Here is a 16,338-nt window from a genome sequence, read left to right on the forward strand (position 1 = left end):
GGTTAATATTAAGCACTTTAAAAACTGGTTTACAAGCTGCTGCTACTGTACTTCATAAACCTGGAATCCCCTGTATTGAGTTGGATGTGCGCGTTCGGGGTGAGTGCGATCGTCAAACAACAACCTAGACGAACGCCACCTCCGATTTCTAATTCAGCTTCAGGGAACTGCGGAGCGTTTTTGAATGCGGCCAAAAGAATGGGGACGCTCTCAATTTTCGCTTGTCACGAAGTACCGTTCTCCACAAAAGTTTTTAGCTTTGAAGCGTTGCGAACTGCATTTCCCTCTCCGTCGTTGTTGAAGTAGACGAACACGCTTCGCCCCTGGCTTTCCCACTCGTGGATGCGATCGGTCCACCAACGCAAATCATCATCCGAGTAGGAGCCGCCGTAGAGATTGTTGGGGTCGGGGCCGTGGAGGCGCACATAGACGAATGAACCCGTTGCGCGCAGGATACACGGCAGGTGGGCCCCGCTCATGACGCAGTAAGCCGCTCCTTCGCGTTCTAGCAGCGAAAATACCTCTTCTGTGTGCCAGCTTGGATGTCGGAATTCCACAGCTACTTTGATCCAAGGGGGAACCTGTTCTAGAAAGTAAGCTAGGCGGGCCAAATCGCAGCCGAACTGGGGAGGGAGTTGGACGAGGAGAATACCCAGTCGATCGCCCAAGCATTGAAGTCCCTCACTCATCCGTTCCAACCACTTTTCTGGCGAGTAAAGACGCTTGGAGTGCGTTAGACCACGGGGCGCTTTTACGGTCATCAGAAATCCTTGGGGGAGGCGCTCTCGCCAGTTAGCAAAGGTAGTGTTTGGTGGCCAGTGGTAGTAGGTGCTATTAACTTCGACGGTTTGATAGTGCTGGATATAGCGATCGAGCCTAGAGCGAGGCGGTAGCTGGTGGGGATAAAGCACACCTTCCCAATGGTCGTAACTCCAGCCTGAAGTCCCGATGTGAACAATCGAATCCGGGTTCATTATCCCTTCCATGATTCGGATTTGGAAATCGCTACTGAACAAACAAAGTCCGCGCAGGCGGACTAATAATATGATATTTGAAAACTGGATGCGATTGAATTACTTGGCTCGATCGCTCCTACCTCGCTCTGCCGCTTTTTCTACTGCTTCCTGTCCCGGCGTAACTGCTTCGCCCCCGTTATCTTTTACCGATTCTATAAATTTTTTGGTACTGGGGGCAATGGGTTGGTCGAGATTCAGCTTTTCTCGGATATTGTCAAGTACACCCGTGGCATCCTTCTCTGTATCGCTTGTTGGCTGCCGATCGGGACGGGCAACTTCGTAAGACTTAGCTTCAGGGGTTAAAGATGTAGCGATCGCTTGCATTTTGTTGCCCGACAATTCCAATTCGGAGCTAAAAATCAGTGCTATTCCTACAGCAAAGATTATTCCTACTCGCAGGCAAGTTTTGACTAAGCGCGATGTAAACTTTTTCATTGAAAAACTCTGTTTTTTCTGTAACGACTGTTATACAGAATAATTGCTGTTGTTTTGTGGTAAATCTATCTAAAGATAGGAATTTGTGTCAATTTATTGGGTTAACGTTAACCCACATCAACCTCAACAAAAAAGTTTTTGGCGCTGCGGCCTCAACAGCCTACCGATCGCAACTACGAACTCAAGAAAGGTACATTTACTACTTCCCCTGACACCGATCCGACTTGCACTTTCAGTCCTTCGCCGCCGGCTTTTGTGCGGATGTAAGCAAGACCAAAAAATCCGGATTCAGTTTCCGTAAAACTGGTGAGTTTGCCGACTTTTTCCTCTCCGATTGTGACTGTTGTTCCGGGTTCAACCGCACCGCTCAACTGCACGCCCCAAAGTTGCTGTTTGACTCCTTTGTAGGTGTTCAACCGGGCAATTGTTTCTTGACCGATGTAGCAGCCTTTGTCATAGGTAATGGTGTGTAAAAGGCGGGCTTCTAAGGGGTTGTAATCGTCTGTGAGTTCAAAATCGGGTGCGGGCCGTCCTTGTTCGATTCGCAGTTGTTCCCAAACTTGATCGCCCATCGGTACAGCCCCAGCTTTAACTAATTCCTGCCATAACTGGGCTGCATCACTTGCTGACGCAATTAACGTGTATCCGGGAGTTGCTAAACCGCTACCAACCGCAACTCGGACTTCCATACCTGCAAAATTTATCAATTTGTGAGTAGCGTAAGGTTGATTTTCTAGTTCGGTAACTCCGATTTTTTCTAGTAGTTGAGTGCTTTCCGGGCCAAGGAAACTGAAAGCAACAGTTGTATCGGTTAAATCTGTTAACTCGACGCGATCCATTGGGAAAATATAGCGATCGAGCAATTCCAGCAATTGGGGGCGGCGGTTGGGCGAAACTAACAGCAGTACGGCATCTTCTGTAGCATAAGCGGTGGCGAGGTCAATCGTCCGGGCGGTGGATGTGACGAAAACCGTGTCGCAACCTTGACCGGGTTTGAGTATATTGAAGTTATTGGTACTTTGATTGTGCAAGAACCGCAGTCGATCGCTATCTGAGATTTGAATGCGTCCCCAGTGAGTGCGATCGTACAAAGCGGCACCTTGTTTCGTTGCTGCGATCGCTTCTGCGTCGTTACCAAAACTGACTGGCACAATTTCTTTGGTTGTTAACTCTGCAAAAGTAGCACCTGCCGCTGCTTGAATGTCGTGCAATTCCTGAATCATAAGATTTTGTTGACTGTTAACTGTTGGCTGTTGACTGATTAGTGTTGACTGATGACTGTTGACTGATGACTGTTAACTGATGAGTGTTGACTGTTGACTGTTCGCTGTTGGCTGGAAAGCTCACCACTGACAACTGACAACTGTCACCTGACAACTGTCAACTGACTATTTGCCCAAATTGGCGAATATTTCTTGTATTAATTGGCTGGCTTTAGCATCAAGACGATTCCAATCTACGTCGCCAGTCTCATCATCAATCAAGCTAGTATCAATTACAACTTCTTGGCTTTGGATTTGACTGTGGGCGGGCTGGTAGTTGACAAAGCAGACTCGATAGCAAAGTTCCCAAATATCGACACATCTTTGCTCGCCTTGAAGCTCTAAAATTAGTTGATAGCCAGGAATGGGAATCTGCACTTCTTGATAAGTACCCGTCCAAACTGACTCCTCTAATTGTTTGCGGATGTTATCGAGCACTCGAATCATCGCTGGCTGCATGAGCAGTTCAGCTTGCTGCCAAGCGATCGGGCTAGTTATTTTAGGCTTCATATACAGGGTTCTAAAAAAGAAAATCAATAAATTAATTTTCTAGCATTGGGTGCCAACTTTTGAAACATCCGCCCCAGAATGTTAAATTTAGTCGTCACCCAATTCAACACTCAACCCTCAACAGCAACAGCCGTTCTCGGCTTGACGGCTAAAAACGGCTGAAACTGTTGATATTGAGTTATCGGATGGGTAATGTAGGATTTGAACCTACGGCATCCTGCGTGTAAAGCAGGCGCTCTACCACTGAGCTAATCACCCAATTGCACTCACCGGGATTTATCATATCACAGTAACTCAGAAAGATCAAGTAAAAAAATCATAAACTTTAAATGCCCTCTGGCCGCACCCACGATCAAATAACCATGTGGAGTTTGCCCTTCGTGGCAGCCCTCACCTTTGGCCAGACTCAGAGCAGCAACCTGACTTTGCTCGTTTCCGGCAGCTTCTTATTCGGCGGGCTGATGTTTGGCCCCGACTTGGATATTTACTCTTGCCAGTATCAGCGCTGGGGATGGTTCAAAGCGATTTGGCTCCCGTACCAAAAAAGCCTGCGCCACCGCTCTTTTTTGTCCCACGGCCCTCTGATCGGCACTGCTTTGCGAATATTGTACCTCGCTATCTGGATCGCGGTTCTCGGAATCGTGGGATTGGCAATTGCCGAAAAAGTCGGAAACTTCGGCTGGAATTGGCAGGATGTGGTTTTGAGTTACGGGCGATCGATCTGGGAACACCACATCGAAATTTTAGCCGTTTACATCGGTCTAGAATTGGGCGCTATGAGCCACTATCTGAGCGATTGGGGCGGCTCTGCTTACAAAAGATTCAAAAAGAAAGGATTGAGCGGGTTGCGCTCTCCTAAGACAATTAAAAGGCGCAAAATCCAAGCTCCGACTCGCACATCTAGCAAATCCATAGCAGAAGGCAGAAGGAAGAAGGCAGAAGGAAGAAGGCAGAAGTAATAAAATTAATGGTTGGAGTAACAACGTTATAACCGTCTTGGCGGTTGATATAAAAGGTAAATTATTATGTCTAATTCTGAAAGTCGATCGCTCACAGCACTCAAAGAACTTATAGAAGTTGTGGCTAAATTGCGATCGCCCGACGACGGATGTCCCTGGGATTTAGCCCAAACTCCCCAAACTCTAATTCCTCACATCATCGAAGAAGCTTATGAAACCGCCGATGCGATTCGCAAAGGAGATAAAGATGCGATCGTCGAAGAATTGGGCGATTTACTGTTACAGGTAATTCTACAAGCTCAAATTGCCAGCGAATCCAATCAATTTACCTTCGCCGAAATCGCTGCAGGCATTACAGAAAAACTAATTCGGCGACATCCCCACGTCTTTGGCGATGTCGAACTCAACAGCGTTGATGAAGTCAACGAAAACTGGGAAAAAATCAAAGCTGCTGAAAAAGGCACAACTTTGGAAAAGCCGCCAACTTTAGCCTCAAAAATGAGCCGTTATGCCAGCACTTTGCCGCCAATCACCGCCGGGATGAAAATCTCTCAAAAAGCTGCGGAAGTGAGTTTTGATTGGGACAGTGTAGAGGGCGTTTGGGATAAATTTCACGAAGAAATGGCAGAATTTGAACACGCTCTCAAACACGAGGATAAGGCAGCGCAGCAGTCGGAATTGGGAGATATTATGTTTGTGTTGATTCAATTAGCTCGCTGGTACGATTTAGATCCGTCGGCTGCTTTGCAAGGAACAAACGATCGCTTCGTGCAGCGGTTTGCGAAGGTAGAGGCTGCGTGCGATCGACCTTTGTCAGATTATGCCCCAGAAGAGTTAGAATCTCTGTGGCAGCAAGCTAAAGCTTTAATTGCTAAACAAAAGGGCGATGCGTAATATCAAATCCGTTGGTATCAGAATGATTAATCTCTCTCTTCTCTAACTCTGCGCCCTCTGCGCCCTCTGCGGTTAAAAACTCCCAATCTAACTAATTTTCTTTAATCAGACATCAAAAATCAACTACTCGTAGAGCTTCGCATCGTTGTATGGGGGATGTTCGCAAGCGATATAAAGCGCATTTGTCGGTTCCAGGGCTTCCCCAGTCACCGGATCGATCGGCTTGAGGACAAAGCATAACAGAGAGAGCGATCGCCAATCCAAATTATCCAGCTTCCCGCGTTCGTAACGGTTGACTGTTGCGGCACTGATACCCACATCTTTGGGTACGGGTTGATTTGTAGCTGTGAACAGCGCCTCTTCATATCCCTTTGTTTTGAACTCTGTTTCGCTGACAGACCAGCCTGTTGTCTGTCTTGCTGCTTTTAAAATCTTCCCCAAACGCATCCGCCCCGTCTCCGTGAAGCGAACGGGACGCAATTCCTGCCGATTATCTACCACAGCTTTGTTAGAGAGTTCTGACATTACCTATCTGCAAATAATCTAGTCATAGAGCTTCGCATCGTTGTATGGGGGATGTTCGCACGCGATATATAAAGCATTTGTCGGTTCCAGGGCCTCTCCTGTCACCGGGTCGATCGGCTTGAGGACAAAGCATAACAGAGAGAGCGAGCGTCAATCCAAACTTTCTAACTTCCCGCGTTCGTAGCGACTAACAGTAGCATTACTAATACCGACATCTTTTGGTACAGGATCTCCTGCTGTCCGAAACAGAGCGGCCTCGTATTCTTTTGTGACCATTTCTGTTTCAATAATTGACCAGCCCCGAATCTCTCTAGCTGCTTTCAGAAGTTTGCCCAATCTACCGCGTCCCGTATCCGTAAATCGCACAGGGCGCAGTTTTTCCTGATCGACGACAGCCTTAAAGTCAAGAAATCCGGGCATTTTACAGATCCAATTTAACTACTATTAAGTCAATCCTACGCCTCGACGTTTGGGTTCCAAAATTCAGTTCCGATCAAAAGTAAGTCTTCTAGAGTAACCAACCGCTTTTCAACCGGGTGAACTGGTTCGAGAACATCGAGGAACAGCCACAAAAGATCGGGTGCAGGCTTGTTGTAATAGCCATTTTCGATTCTCGAAATGCCTGCAATGCTGACCCCCAAGACTTTCGGCAAAGGCTCTCCCCCTAGATTATAAAATTGAGCCTCATGCTGCTTGGTCTTTTCGCTCAGTTCGTGAACGCTCCACCCCCTAGCTTCCCGCCATGATCGCAGGAATTTACCCAACCGCCGCAGCCCGGTATCAGTAAATCTCCGTCTCAAGTATTCTTTTTCTCGCCTAGCTTCTGCTACAACCATCAGTCATCACCTATCTGCATAAAGCTAAGCTATCACGCCTGACTTTCTAGTGTAATTTTTAAGTTTGCAACTTAAAAATATTGTGTTACAATGTTGAAACAAGCTAAATAGACAGCCATGACACCACTGTTTCGCCGCATCCAACCCTCGAAAAAGCTCCGCATCACCGTCAGGTCGATCGCCCAACTGCTCAAAATCAGCCAAAATCAAATTAAGCGAATCGAATCCTGGGCTTTCGTGGTTTTCGTGCATCGGCGGGACAGAGGCGGACAATTTCTCAGCTACCGGAAGCTGGAAGAATGGCAAAATGCGATCGCTCATCATATCCAAACCTGCCCCAGCCTTGGAGAACTCTCGCAGCTCAAAACATCCATTCACTACGACAGCCGGAAATTCAAAAAACAATCTCTCCCAAAAACACTTGACTTTTTAATTCAAATGTGCATGGAAAGACAAGACGAACTCAACATCTGGGAAAGCTTAAACAGCATTGCTTCCTAGCAGAAATTAGGCAGATTTCCTTTCCCAAAACAGAAGCGAAACATTTGCGAGCAATTGCGAGATAAAATCACCCCAAAAATCACCCGCGAATGCTCCGCTACATTGATGAAAGCAATCACCAAAGCAATTAAGACATTGCTTGAGCGATATAATCAAAATAAGGAGCTGCTTCCTTAGCATCCTCCTGATTGAGCAAAGCCAAAGAAGCTTCCTTCAAACAGCGGATAGCTTCGACCATGCCAGGAACAGGAACGCCCAGAGAATTATACATTTCCCGAACGCCAATCAAACCGATGCTTTCGATCGGCTCCTTGTCACCCGCCAAGATACCGTAGGTAATCAGGCGCAAGTACCAGCCGTAGTCGCGCAGACACAAAGCCCGTTCGCGTTGACCGTAAGCATTACCTCCGGGGGAGATAAAGTCAGGGCGTTTTTTCCAGAGTTTTTTGCTAGCTTCTTCAACAATTTTTTTCTCACTGTCAGACAGCGCCGTAGCAATACGCACCCGCTGTTCTCCGGTTTTAAAAAAATCTTTGATGCTTTGAAGTTCGCCGGTACTGGGATAGCGAAGTTCGTCGTCGGCTTGGAGAATTAATTGGCTAACTACGCTCATTGTTATTCAAATTTGAGGATAACATTAATAAACATTCCCATCTGTTGGCGACGGGATTCTTGGTTCGCCGACTCGCCTTGCTCCTAACATTTATAAATCCTAGAAGTAGAGGGTAAATCTCCCCAAGCGTTATGCTTGATATTCAAGCCAGTTTCCTTGTGTTCCAGGGTACTGCGGGAAAAACTCAAAAACTGCGAGTGAGAGTTTGGATGTCGGCAGACACTTTGACTGTTTAACGAGTTTTTGCTACATCGCCCCAACAGCCGATCGCACCGACGGGATCGAGGCAACTCGCGACAAGCTTGACTCCCCGGTTGAAGCTTGGCTTTAGCAGCAAGACGTTCAGCAGCAGGAAGACCGCCTGCAATTGAGCTTGAGTGCGATGGCTTACGCCCCGCTTCGCTACGACTTATCTCAGGAAAGAGAGAGCGATATTGCATTACCATATTAAATCCTACCATGACTACTTGTGACCAAATCTAAATTCCCCACCCCAAACTCGACGAAATTGGCAAACCCTTGCCAGCAAGGTCAACTGATTGAGATAGAGATTACCGACTTGACAGACACCGGCGACGGAGTTGGTCGTTTTGGTGAGTTAGTAGTGTTTGTGCCCGATACCGTGACGGGCGATCGAGTCCTTGTCCGCCTCGTGCAAGTCAAATCCACCTATGCTACAGGCAAGCTGGACACACTTCTGGAAGCCTCCGAACACCGCATTCGAGCTAACTGCATTGTCGCTGACAAGTGCGGTGGCTGTCAGTGGCAGCACGTAGATTATCAATATCAGCTTGCAGCCAAGCAAAATCAAATCATTCAAGCCTTAGAACGGATTGGCGGATTTAGCAATCCGCAAGTTGATGAAATTTTAACTGGAAAAATCGAGGGATTTCCTCAATTTTTGGGATACCGCAACAAAGCGACTTATCCCATGGCAATATCTGCAACAGGTCAAGTCCAAGCAGGTTACTATCAAAAAAGCACCCACAAATTAGTCAATCTCAATCAGTGTCCGGTGCAAGATCCGCGCCTCAATCCTTTGTTAAAAGAAGTCAAAGAAGACATCCACTGGCGGGATTGGCAAGTCTACGACGAAAAGAAACATACAGGAGAATTGCGTCACTTGTCCTTGCGAATCGGACGGCGCACCGGGGAGATGCTGCTAACTTTAATAGTTCGCACTGGAGACTTGCCGGGACTCGAAGAGCAAGCATCAGAGTGGCTGAAACAATATCCTCAACTGGCAGGTGTTTGTTTGAATATAAATCCCGCTCAAACTAATGTAATTTTTGGTGTCGAAACTCGTTGCCTTGCGGGTCGTTCTTATCTGCGAGAAAGTTTTGCTGGTTTGAAATTTCAGCTAAGGGCTGATACTTTTTTCCAGGTTAATACAGAGGCGGCTGAAGCGTTGTTAGAGGTGATGGTAGGCGAATTGAATTTGCAAGGAAACGAGGTTTTGGTTGACGCTTACTGCGGCATTGGTACTTTTACTTTACCCTTGGCAAAACAAGTAAAAATAGCCATTGGTTTAGAAGTGCAATCGGCGGCGATCGAACAAGCCCAATTAAATGCTGAGTTAAATGACGTGAGAAATGTCGATTTTCAAGCGGGAACTGTAGAGAGTTTGCTGCCTTCCTTGGGATTGACACCGGATATTGTGCTGTTAGATCCGCCGAGGAAAGGTTGTGATCGCGCGGTTTTGGAAGCTATCAAGGAAATCAAACCAAATCGCATTGTTTATGTTAGCTGCAAGCCTGCTACTTTGGCTCGCGACCTCAAGATTTTGTGCGAAAATGGGGATTATAAGTTAGCGCGAGTGCAGCCGGCGGATTTCTTTCCTCAGACTTCTCATGTTGAGTGTGCGGCTTTTTTGGTGCGGTAAATCAAAAGGGCGATCGACCCACTAGATTTATTGCATAAATCTTTGATTGATGGGGAAACCGCAGATAATTTCAAGATTGTTGGCGAATGTATGCACTTTAAGACTCGTGATTAAGTGCGTACAAATAGATATAAGCTGGGGGCATGAGTTGAGCAACTGAAACAGCGTTTGCTATCTTAGAATACGGGTTTCAAACTCTCGGACTCGATCGCATTGTAGCGCTTTCTAAATCTGAAAATATTGCTTCCCGGCGGGTGATGGCAAAAGTGGGAATGCAGTAGGAACAGAAGGTGGATTGCTGGGGTGCAAACTCGATCGAGTCCGGCCTGAATCGCGGGGAGTCCAGAAGTATAGAATAGAGGTTGCGAAACCGGCACACCGCCCGATCGCTCACCCCCAGCAATTTGTTACCCTAAAAATAGAATCGAACCTCCCTCAACTCCCTCCCATGAACAACGCTTCTCCCCTGATTCAAACCGTCACACCCGAACGCTGGGCCGGCTTTAGCATGGACTTTATAGGGGCGGGTTACACGGGTGTGTTGGTCAAAAACGGCCGCGCCGTGCGTACCCTGAAATCCGGGCGGCATTTCAGCTTTGCCCTTCCCCTGCTGGAACAGTCTCAAATTGTCCTCGTAGACACCAAACTCCGCAATTTGGAGGTGCAGTCGCACGGAGATTTTTTGTCTAAGGATCGATTTTTAATTGATGCCACCCTGACTGTTATTTATCAAGTTATAGATCCGAAACGAGTAGCTTTGGAATTGTCCGATCCTATAGGTGCTTTAGCAAGTGCAGTAAAAGATTGTATGGGATTAGCGATCGGGCAAATACCCCTACAACAGCTTATCAGTCAAGGACGGCTGTTGCTGCGCCAAAATTTGCTCGATCGCGTCCAAGATTTTTATACTCTCGGTTTTAACTTAGAAGACGTGCGAATTGGCGATGTCAGCTTTCCCGAAACTAATGGAGTTATTCGCCAAGTTGAGGGAATGAGTGCCCGACAGGAAGCAGAAAATGCCGCCGCCCTGCAAATGAGAATTGCCGAAGCAGGCCGTCCGATTGTTCCTCAATCTCCCGTACAGCAGTTAAACTTAATTTCAGGTAATTCTCCTGCGAGTCTTCCAGCTTCCGACACAGCAGCAGGGTTCGATCGCGATTTACAACAACTAACACAACAACTTGCTCAAAACAGTCTCCCAGCAGGGAGAAATCCTCCCCAACTTGCACCAACCGTACTCGCAAGCAGCGATCGCAAAACAACCGCATATTTAATCTACAAACTTTCTGGAGAGGCGATCGCCCTAACAGCCAATCCCTTTACAATTGGACGCGAACCAACCAACACTTTAGTATTACAAGATCCGCAAAGTTCGCGCTACCACGCTCAAATCCGCCGGGCCACTGACGAAATTGGCAAACAGCGGTATCAGCTTGTCGATAGCGGCAGTTCCAACGGCACTTTTGTAGGGGGCCAGAGGCTGGCTGCTAACGAGCCTTTTTGGCTGCCAAATGGCTGCGAAATTGCGATCGGCGACCAAAAATGGATCTTTCAAAATTCGTAAGTGAGAGATATGAAGATGTGTTTAAACAGCAGATAAACGCAGATGAATCCCATCAGCGTTCATCTGTGTTTATCTGCTGACATCTGCGGTTAAAAAATCCCAATCTAAGTAACTTGCTTTAATCACGATATAAAAGTAATAGATTCCGAATCTACCGTCCACAATATGAATGTTTTTTTAAACCGCAGATAAACGCAGATAAACGCAGATTCATTATCGCCTTTCATCTGTCAGGTTTCTGTAGGGGCATTGCCAAGAGTCCCCGCCCTTTCAACACAGCTTGACAACTTCTCCCTCCCCAATTCCCAATACTCCCAGGTAGAATTCTCTTGCCAACCCTAGGGGGGATATCTCCACAAGCATTTCGAGCGACAATTTGTCAAGATTAAAAATATAAGTAGAGGACAACCCCATGAACTTTTCTATACAATCTGTTTACAACTGGTACCGCGACACCCTCCGCAACCCCAAATACCGCTGGTGGATCATTCTGGGAACGCTGGCATATCTGGTAAGCCCGATCGACATTGCCCCAGACTTTCTCCCCGTCGTCGGACAAATTGACGATGTGGCGATCGCAGTCTTGCTGATTTCCGAAGTTTCGCAAATGGCGATCGACTACTTTAAATCCCGCCAAACAGACACAGCCTCAGCATCTGAAGCCACCGGCAGCCCTTCTGAAGCCAAAGGCAGCACCGTTGACGTAGATGCAGTTTCTGTACAATAATTGCCAAAAATAATCGAGCGCTACAACCCCGATTTCTTGAAGAAGTCGGGGTTTTTGTTTTTTAAATGGCAACTGCTCAGATCGTGCTCCAAAGCTGGTAATTTTAACTATGATCCATCTGTGCTAACAACAAATTTTTATAGATGAAGTTTAGCGAAATAGTACAAAAACTTAACTTAGCCACCAGTCGCACCCTCACAGCGTCGGTTGCTACCGATCCAGAAATTACAGGCGCGGCCCCTGTTGATGAAGCTGCATCGGGCACAATCAGTTATATAGAAGGTGCTAAATTTGCCGTTCATACAGCCACTACAAATGCTTCGGCTTTAATTTTACCGTTAGATGAAAGTCTCCAAGCTCAATGTGACGATCGCAACATTGCTTGGATTGCCGCAGCAGATCCGCGATTGCTGTTTGCTGAAACGATCGCCATTTTCTATCAACCGTTTCGCCCAGCATCCGAAATTTATCCCTCAGCCGTCGTTCACCCCTCAGCAGAAATTGGTGAAAATGTCTATATCGGCCCCCACGTCGTTATTCAAGCAAAAGTCAAAATTGGCAGCAACGTTTGCATTCACCCAAATGTCGTAATTTACCCAGATGCGGAAATAGGCGAAGGCACTGTTTTACACGCTAACTGTGTCATCCACGAACGTACTCGCATCGGGGCAAATTGCGTGATTCACAGCGGTGCGGCGATTGGTTCCGAAGGTTTTGGGTTCGTGCCGACAGCCACAGGATGGGTGAAAATGGAGCAGTCTGGCTGCACTGTATTAGAAGAGGGCGTTGAGGTTGGTTGCAACAGCACGATCGACAGGCCCGCTGTCGGAGAAACCCGCATCGGCCAGAATACAAAAATCGACAATTTAGTACACGTAGGTCATGGCTGTCAAGTAGGGAAAAATTGTGCTTTTGCCGCTCACGTTGGCATGGCTGGCGGAGTAAAAATTGGCAACAATGTAATTTTGGCTGGTCAAGTGGGAATTGCTAATCAAGCCAAAATCGGAGATGGGGCGATCGCCACTGCTAAAGCCGGAATTCACAGCGATGTTGCAGCAGGGGCGATCGTGACTGGGGTGCCAGCAATTCCCCACAAACTATTTCTCAAAGCCGCAGCCGTCTACAACCGCTTGCCCGAAATGTACCAGTCTTTGAGGCAAATTCAGCGCAAGCTCGATCGGTAGTCATTAGTTATTAGTCATTAGTCATTAGTTAACCATTAACAGCCAACAGCCAACAGCCAACAGTCAACAGTATTAGAGTTGCAACCCCTTAAATGTGGAATAGCATAAACAACCTGCGGCTGCTGTCGCCGTCAATACCAGCAATTGTCAAAATAATCTTGTTTTTCTCAACTTGGATTGTTGTGTGGCTTCCCGCAGCGATTGTGCTGGCGATCGCCCTCAAATGGCATCCGCCCCAACCCCTAGGAAACAAAAAACTACCTTTACTAGCTTCCCTCTACGTGATTGTCCCCTTCATTTTATGGGCGACAAGTTGGATCGAAAACACATCTTTTGTTAACTGGGGTTGGGATGGGCAACCAGCAGTTTTGATGTCATTAATGCGGGGATTAGGACTAGGAATAATCAGCTTAGTAATTTTATTCGGTCTGCAATTAAGTGCAGGCTGGATCGAGCTACAAATCGGGGAAATATCCACCGAAACAGGCGAAAAAAAAATTAATCCTTGGGCTTTAATTTTTAACCCTGCTAGTCTGCTGACTCTGTTATTAGGAGTGTGGATTAGCGCGACAGAAGAGTTAATCTTTCGCGGCTGCTTGCAAACAATCCTCCAGCAAGATTACTCAATGCTAATAGCAGCAGCGATCGCCAGTTTCATTTTTGCGATCGCCCACCTAATTTGGGCCGCCAAAGAAACTCTACCGCAACTGCCCGGATTGTGGCTGATGGGAATGGTTTTAACATTAGCTCGCATCGCCGACAATGGCAGTTTGGGATTGGCGATCGGCATTCACGCAGCTTGGATTTGGGGTATAACTACCGTAGATACAGAAGGCGCAATTAAACCTACTTCTACCGTACCAGAATGGATTACAGGAATAGCAGCGAAACCGCTAGCAGGTGCAGCCGGCATTTTATTGCTACTAGCAACCGCAACCTTACTATTCCTAACTCAAATCAGCGTTAATCAGCGCTAATCAGCTTAAATCAGCGGTTAAAATTCAGACATTAATTCAAGTGTCGATCGATCGTCACAATCGAAACCGGCCGCAGCGCATCAAAACGAGTTGAATTCCCCCCAGCCACAGAACGCGATAACTGCACTTGCATGATTCGGTAACTCCAGTGCGGTTCCCGGCGCACCCGATCGCCCATCCAGCTCAAAACAGTAGCAATATCCTCAAAAGCATCCAAAGCCAACACGAGCGAGCCTCCAGGGAGCAGCCGCAGCGCGCAAACGCCCAAAATTTTAGTCAACCCTCCGCCACTACCGCCAATAAAAATCCGGTGCGGAGGACGCAAGCGGTGCAAGATTTCCGGGGCGGTTCCGTTAATCGAAAACACATTTTGCAGCCCAAAACGGCCATAGTTGAACTCGATCGCAGAAGTACCAGAAACTGTTTGTTCGATCGCGTAAACCTCAGATTGCGGGAATAAACGAGCAATTTCGATCGACACAGAACCATTACCAGCACCCACATCCCAGACAACTTGTCCCGGTTGCAAAGCCAATTGTCCCAGCACCAACACCCGCACTTCCCGTTCAACCGTCAAACCCGGCTTGTCGCCACAACCGATAAAAGCTGCATCCGGTATTCCCAACAAAGGCAACTTTTCCAAATCCAAAGGTTCTGCCCTCGGCGGAGACTCCCGCAGCATCACAACCACGCTCAGCGGTGCAAAAGACTCTCCCAGCAAAGCTTCCAGAGACTTGCGGCTTACCCGTTCCTCGGCCGCCCCCAAATTTTCGCAAACCCAAAACTTATAGCGTGTCGGCAAATCTAGAGCTTTCACCAAACTTGCCAGTACAGCAGGAGTGTGAGCTTCGTCCGCCAGCACCGCAATCTTCTCCACACCGAGCTTCAGCTTCGCCGTCAGCTCCTCAAAATAGCGTCCTTGAGAGCCTACACAATGAGCATCTTGCCAAGGGATTCTCAAGCGATTAAAAGCCAACTGCACAGAACTGACATGGGCGTGAAAAGTTAATTTTTCTGGCGGCAATTGGGCAATTAACAACTTTCCCCAGCCGTAGAACAGCGGGTCGCCGGCCACTAAAATTACGATCGGTCGATCACGGTGTTCCACCGTCCCCGCAGAGGGTTCTAATTCGGCTTGGGTCCCCCACCAGCGCCGAATTTCCAGAATTGCTTCGGTCAAATCTTCCAACGCCCAGCGCTCTCCGTCGTGCTGGGGAAAATAGCTCAAATGGATCTCGCTCCCTATTAGCAGAGCAGCCATTTCTACAACCTGCCGCGCCGATTCGCTCAGCCCAGCAGCTCCATCTAAACCTATACCAACAACGTGTACTCTCACTTTTTAAGCAAAAAGTAAAAAACCAGAATTACTGATTTTTCCTGGTTTTTCATAAATTTTTTCCTTGACTTTACTGTCAAACAAAAATAATTAAAGCATTTAATAGGCAATATCCTGACTGTTGTCACAGGGGAGAGGGGGAGAGGGGGCGAGAGAGTGGGAGATGGGGAGAGTGGGAGAGTGGGAGATGGGGAGAGTGGGAGATGGGAAAAAATCTTCCTTCTTCCTTCTTCCCTCTTCCTTCTTCCCTCTTCCCTCTTCCTTCTTTTCTCTTCCCTCTTCCCTCTGCCTTCGTTAAAACTCAAAAACAGGCCATTCCGGTTGTCGGAGATAGGTGGTCATGTCGTCAAACTTCCGCAGTTCCACTCGGTGTACGGACTGTTCTTGCGGCGTGTCCAGCCATTGCTCGTTCAACTCTGACAGCAAAGCGCACAAGCGATCGCGGTCAAGGTTCGGCCCGATGTCCCCAAAATAAGCCAGAGTAATGTGGGCCGTAAAATGATATTGCTGTTCAATTCCCAAAGCCATTAAATCGGGATTTTGATAGATCGATCGGCGAAACTCCAGAATTTGCTTGTAAGAGTTTTCGTCCGTCGGTGCTAAACAAACACCCACAGCTCTAGTCATCACCATCAACCCCAGCACTGTCCAGCGAATGGGAGCGCCGCCCGCCAAGGGTTTGCAGGCGGCAAAACGATCGGCCATGCGCGAGCGCAGTTGCTCCTCAAATTCGGGATTTTTATCAGAGGCATCTCGAAAAGCGCTGCTCCAAATCAAATCGGCTACGGTTAAATGGAAGGTATCAGGAGGCAGTGCCACGATCGCACCGTCCGCTATTTCCTGCAATAGCCGTTGTTGGATCGAGTGCAAATTACTATAAAGTGCAGCATTTTCTGCATCTTCCCCAGCAGGCGGCGTAATCACCGAATAACCCGGAAAAGGTACAGGAGCTCTCCGGCCAGCTTCGTCCGGCTTAAATTTTGGAGATTCCTGAATGTGTTCCACCTGGGACTTGTAGGAGTCCAGCAGCGTCATTCGCGCCACCCGATTTACGTAAGCTTGATAAGTATCATCCAATCTTGATTTCCTCGCGGTGACAAACTCCCACACCAAATTT

Annotated in this window: 20 protein-coding genes, 1 tRNA gene and 1 pseudogene; 9 read left to right on the top strand and 13 right to left on the bottom strand. The window is 47.6% G+C overall.

The window, feature by feature from the left end; translation table 11 throughout:
- Window positions 1–224: 224 nt before the first annotated feature.
- The 5 genes from QUA90_RS25165 to QUA90_RS25185 all read right to left on the bottom strand — a co-directional run bounded on the left by QUA90_RS25165 (window position 225) and on the right by QUA90_RS25185 (window position 3,481).
- Complete coding sequence (locus QUA90_RS25165; protein WP_333448232.1) at window positions 225–974, bottom strand: DUF72 domain-containing protein; 750 nt, start codon at window positions 972–974, stop codon at window positions 225–227.
- A 99-nt stretch (window positions 975–1,073) separates the two neighbouring features.
- Window positions 1,074–1,451, bottom strand: a complete 378-nt coding sequence (locus QUA90_RS25170) for a hypothetical protein (protein ID WP_333331334.1) — start codon at window positions 1,449–1,451, stop codon at window positions 1,074–1,076.
- A 173-nt stretch (window positions 1,452–1,624) separates the two neighbouring features.
- Window positions 1,625–2,674 carry a CAF17-like 4Fe-4S cluster assembly/insertion protein YgfZ gene (ygfZ, locus tag QUA90_RS25175; protein ID WP_333448233.1) on the bottom strand — a complete coding sequence of 350 codons (1,050 nt, stop codon included), beginning with the start codon at window positions 2,672–2,674 and terminating at the stop codon, window positions 1,625–1,627.
- A gap of 165 nt (window positions 2,675–2,839) precedes the next feature.
- On the bottom strand, window positions 2,840–3,223 hold the full coding sequence (locus tag QUA90_RS25180) for a hypothetical protein (protein WP_333205002.1): 384 nt from the start codon (window positions 3,221–3,223) through the stop codon (window positions 2,840–2,842).
- A 186-nt stretch (window positions 3,224–3,409) separates the two neighbouring features.
- Window positions 3,410–3,481: transfer RNA gene (locus tag QUA90_RS25185), tRNA-Val, on the bottom strand.
- A 71-nt stretch (window positions 3,482–3,552) separates the two neighbouring features.
- Between QUA90_RS25185 and QUA90_RS25190 the strand changes: the two genes are divergently transcribed.
- Window positions 3,553–4,182, top strand: coding sequence for a metal-binding protein (locus QUA90_RS25190; RefSeq protein WP_333448234.1), 630 nt, complete (start codon window positions 3,553–3,555; stop codon window positions 4,180–4,182).
- A gap of 66 nt (window positions 4,183–4,248) precedes the next feature.
- Entirely contained in the window at window positions 4,249–5,076 is an 828-nt protein-coding gene (mazG, locus tag QUA90_RS25195) for a nucleoside triphosphate pyrophosphohydrolase (protein ID WP_333331326.1), read from the top strand.
- Window positions 5,077–5,199: 123 nt separating this feature from the next.
- Here the strand turns inward: mazG and QUA90_RS25200 are convergent, their stop codons facing one another.
- The 3 genes from QUA90_RS25200 to QUA90_RS25210 all read right to left on the bottom strand — a co-directional run bounded on the left by QUA90_RS25200 (window position 5,200) and on the right by QUA90_RS25210 (window position 6,437).
- Window positions 5,200–5,601 (bottom strand): helix-turn-helix transcriptional regulator, encoded by a 402-nt coding sequence (locus QUA90_RS25200; RefSeq protein WP_333331323.1) that lies wholly within the window; start codon window positions 5,599–5,601, stop codon window positions 5,200–5,202.
- A 150-nt stretch (window positions 5,602–5,751) separates the two neighbouring features.
- The gene (locus QUA90_RS25205) at window positions 5,752–6,021 is read right to left on the bottom strand and encodes a hypothetical protein (protein WP_333389851.1); all 270 of its coding nucleotides are present in this window, start codon (window positions 6,019–6,021) and stop codon (window positions 5,752–5,754) included.
- Window positions 6,022–6,056: 35 nt separating this feature from the next.
- Window positions 6,057–6,437, bottom strand: a complete 381-nt coding sequence (locus tag QUA90_RS25210; RefSeq protein ID WP_333030075.1) for a helix-turn-helix domain-containing protein — start codon at window positions 6,435–6,437, stop codon at window positions 6,057–6,059.
- Between the two features lie 117 nt (window positions 6,438–6,554).
- Between QUA90_RS25210 and QUA90_RS25215 the strand changes: the two genes are divergently transcribed.
- On the top strand, window positions 6,555–6,938 hold the full coding sequence (locus QUA90_RS25215; RefSeq protein WP_333448235.1) for a hypothetical protein: 384 nt from the start codon (window positions 6,555–6,557) through the stop codon (window positions 6,936–6,938).
- 127 nt (window positions 6,939–7,065) lie between these two features.
- Here QUA90_RS25215 and QUA90_RS25220 read toward each other — a convergent pair whose 3' ends face one another.
- The gene (locus QUA90_RS25220; RefSeq protein WP_333063958.1) at window positions 7,066–7,551 is read right to left on the bottom strand and encodes an allophycocyanin subunit alpha-B; all 486 of its coding nucleotides are present in this window, start codon (window positions 7,549–7,551) and stop codon (window positions 7,066–7,068) included.
- Between the two features lie 83 nt (window positions 7,552–7,634).
- The gene (locus tag QUA90_RS25225; RefSeq protein ID WP_333389893.1) at window positions 7,635–8,012 is read right to left on the bottom strand and encodes a hypothetical protein; all 378 of its coding nucleotides are present in this window, start codon (window positions 8,010–8,012) and stop codon (window positions 7,635–7,637) included.
- A gap of 8 nt (window positions 8,013–8,020) precedes the next feature.
- Between QUA90_RS25225 and rlmD the strand changes: the two genes are divergently transcribed.
- The 6 genes and pseudogenes from rlmD to QUA90_RS25250 all read left to right on the top strand — a co-directional run bounded on the left by rlmD (window position 8,021) and on the right by QUA90_RS25250 (window position 13,885).
- Window positions 8,021–9,433, top strand: a complete 1,413-nt coding sequence (gene rlmD, locus QUA90_RS25230) for a 23S rRNA (uracil(1939)-C(5))-methyltransferase RlmD (protein WP_333389895.1) — start codon at window positions 8,021–8,023, stop codon at window positions 9,431–9,433.
- 164 nt (window positions 9,434–9,597) lie between these two features.
- Window positions 9,598–9,714: pseudogene (locus tag QUA90_RS30560) on the top strand (GNAT family N-acetyltransferase); the annotation flags it as partial.
- A 14-nt stretch (window positions 9,715–9,728) separates the two neighbouring features.
- Window positions 9,729–10,997: an SPFH domain-containing protein gene (locus QUA90_RS25235; protein ID WP_333448236.1), complete on the top strand. Its 1,269-nt coding sequence runs from the start codon at window positions 9,729–9,731 to the stop codon at window positions 10,995–10,997.
- 412 nt (window positions 10,998–11,409) lie between these two features.
- Entirely contained in the window at window positions 11,410–11,724 is a 315-nt protein-coding gene (locus QUA90_RS25240; RefSeq protein ID WP_333448237.1) for a YkvA family protein, read from the top strand.
- Window positions 11,725–11,867: 143 nt separating this feature from the next.
- Window positions 11,868–12,908 carry a UDP-3-O-(3-hydroxymyristoyl)glucosamine N-acyltransferase gene (lpxD, locus tag QUA90_RS25245; RefSeq protein ID WP_333448238.1) on the top strand — a complete coding sequence of 347 codons (1,041 nt, stop codon included), beginning with the start codon at window positions 11,868–11,870 and terminating at the stop codon, window positions 12,906–12,908.
- Window positions 12,909–13,000: 92 nt separating this feature from the next.
- The gene (locus QUA90_RS25250; RefSeq protein ID WP_333448239.1) at window positions 13,001–13,885 is read left to right on the top strand and encodes a CPBP family intramembrane glutamic endopeptidase; all 885 of its coding nucleotides are present in this window, start codon (window positions 13,001–13,003) and stop codon (window positions 13,883–13,885) included.
- 31 nt (window positions 13,886–13,916) lie between these two features.
- Here the strand turns inward: QUA90_RS25250 and cbiE are convergent, their stop codons facing one another.
- The 3 genes from cbiE to QUA90_RS25265 are packed head-to-tail and all read right to left on the bottom strand — an operon-like array spanning window position 13,917 to window position 16,256.
- Complete coding sequence (gene cbiE / locus QUA90_RS25255; RefSeq protein ID WP_333448240.1) at window positions 13,917–15,221, bottom strand: precorrin-6y C5,15-methyltransferase (decarboxylating) subunit CbiE; 1,305 nt, start codon at window positions 15,219–15,221, stop codon at window positions 13,917–13,919.
- The gene (locus QUA90_RS25260) at window positions 15,218–15,526 is read right to left on the bottom strand and encodes a hypothetical protein (RefSeq protein WP_333448241.1); all 309 of its coding nucleotides are present in this window, start codon (window positions 15,524–15,526) and stop codon (window positions 15,218–15,220) included. Before QUA90_RS25260 ends, cbiE begins: the two co-directional genes overlap by 4 nt.
- On the bottom strand, window positions 15,516–16,256 hold the full coding sequence (locus QUA90_RS25265; RefSeq protein ID WP_333448247.1) for a DUF1868 domain-containing protein: 741 nt from the start codon (window positions 16,254–16,256) through the stop codon (window positions 15,516–15,518). Before QUA90_RS25265 ends, QUA90_RS25260 begins: the two co-directional genes overlap by 11 nt.
- Window positions 16,257–16,338 lie beyond the last annotated feature (82 nt).

It is taken from the genome of Microcoleus sp. D3_18_C4 (assembly GCF_036702355.1).
Classification (GTDB): Bacteria; Cyanobacteriota; Cyanobacteriia; order Cyanobacteriales; family Microcoleaceae; genus Microcoleus.

Coding starts and splice junctions, on each gene's coding strand:
- QUA90_RS25165 (WP_333448232.1), bottom strand. CDS start 974: ATGAACCCGGATTCGATTGTTCACATCGGGACTTCAGGCTGGAGTTAC.
- mazG (WP_333331326.1), top strand. CDS start 4,249: ATGTCTAATTCTGAAAGTCGATCGCTCACAGCACTCAAAGAACTTATA.
- QUA90_RS25200 (WP_333331323.1), bottom strand. CDS start 5,601: ATGTCAGAACTCTCTAACAAAGCTGTGGTAGATAATCGGCAGGAATTG.
- QUA90_RS25220 (WP_333063958.1), bottom strand. CDS start 7,551: ATGAGCGTAGTTAGCCAATTAATTCTCCAAGCCGACGACGAACTTCGC.
- QUA90_RS25180 (WP_333205002.1), bottom strand. CDS start 3,223: ATGAAGCCTAAAATAACTAGCCCGATCGCTTGGCAGCAAGCTGAACTG.
- QUA90_RS25215 (WP_333448235.1), top strand. CDS start 6,555: ATGACACCACTGTTTCGCCGCATCCAACCCTCGAAAAAGCTCCGCATC.
- lpxD (WP_333448238.1), top strand. CDS start 11,868: ATGAAGTTTAGCGAAATAGTACAAAAACTTAACTTAGCCACCAGTCGC.
- QUA90_RS25265 (WP_333448247.1), bottom strand. CDS start 16,256: ATGACGCTGCTGGACTCCTACAAGTCCCAGGTGGAACACATTCAGGAA.
- QUA90_RS25210 (WP_333030075.1), bottom strand. CDS start 6,437: ATGGTTGTAGCAGAAGCTAGGCGAGAAAAAGAATACTTGAGACGGAGA.
- QUA90_RS25225 (WP_333389893.1), bottom strand. CDS start 8,012: ATGGTAGGATTTAATATGGTAATGCAATATCGCTCTCTCTTTCCTGAG.
- QUA90_RS25250 (WP_333448239.1), top strand. CDS start 13,001: ATGTGGAATAGCATAAACAACCTGCGGCTGCTGTCGCCGTCAATACCA.
- QUA90_RS25240 (WP_333448237.1), top strand. CDS start 11,410: ATGAACTTTTCTATACAATCTGTTTACAACTGGTACCGCGACACCCTC.
- QUA90_RS25205 (WP_333389851.1), bottom strand. CDS start 6,021: ATGCCCGGATTTCTTGACTTTAAGGCTGTCGTCGATCAGGAAAAACTG.
- ygfZ (WP_333448233.1), bottom strand. CDS start 2,674: ATGATTCAGGAATTGCACGACATTCAAGCAGCGGCAGGTGCTACTTTT.
- QUA90_RS25190 (WP_333448234.1), top strand. CDS start 3,553: ATGCCCTCTGGCCGCACCCACGATCAAATAACCATGTGGAGTTTGCCC.
- QUA90_RS25170 (WP_333331334.1), bottom strand. CDS start 1,451: ATGAAAAAGTTTACATCGCGCTTAGTCAAAACTTGCCTGCGAGTAGGA.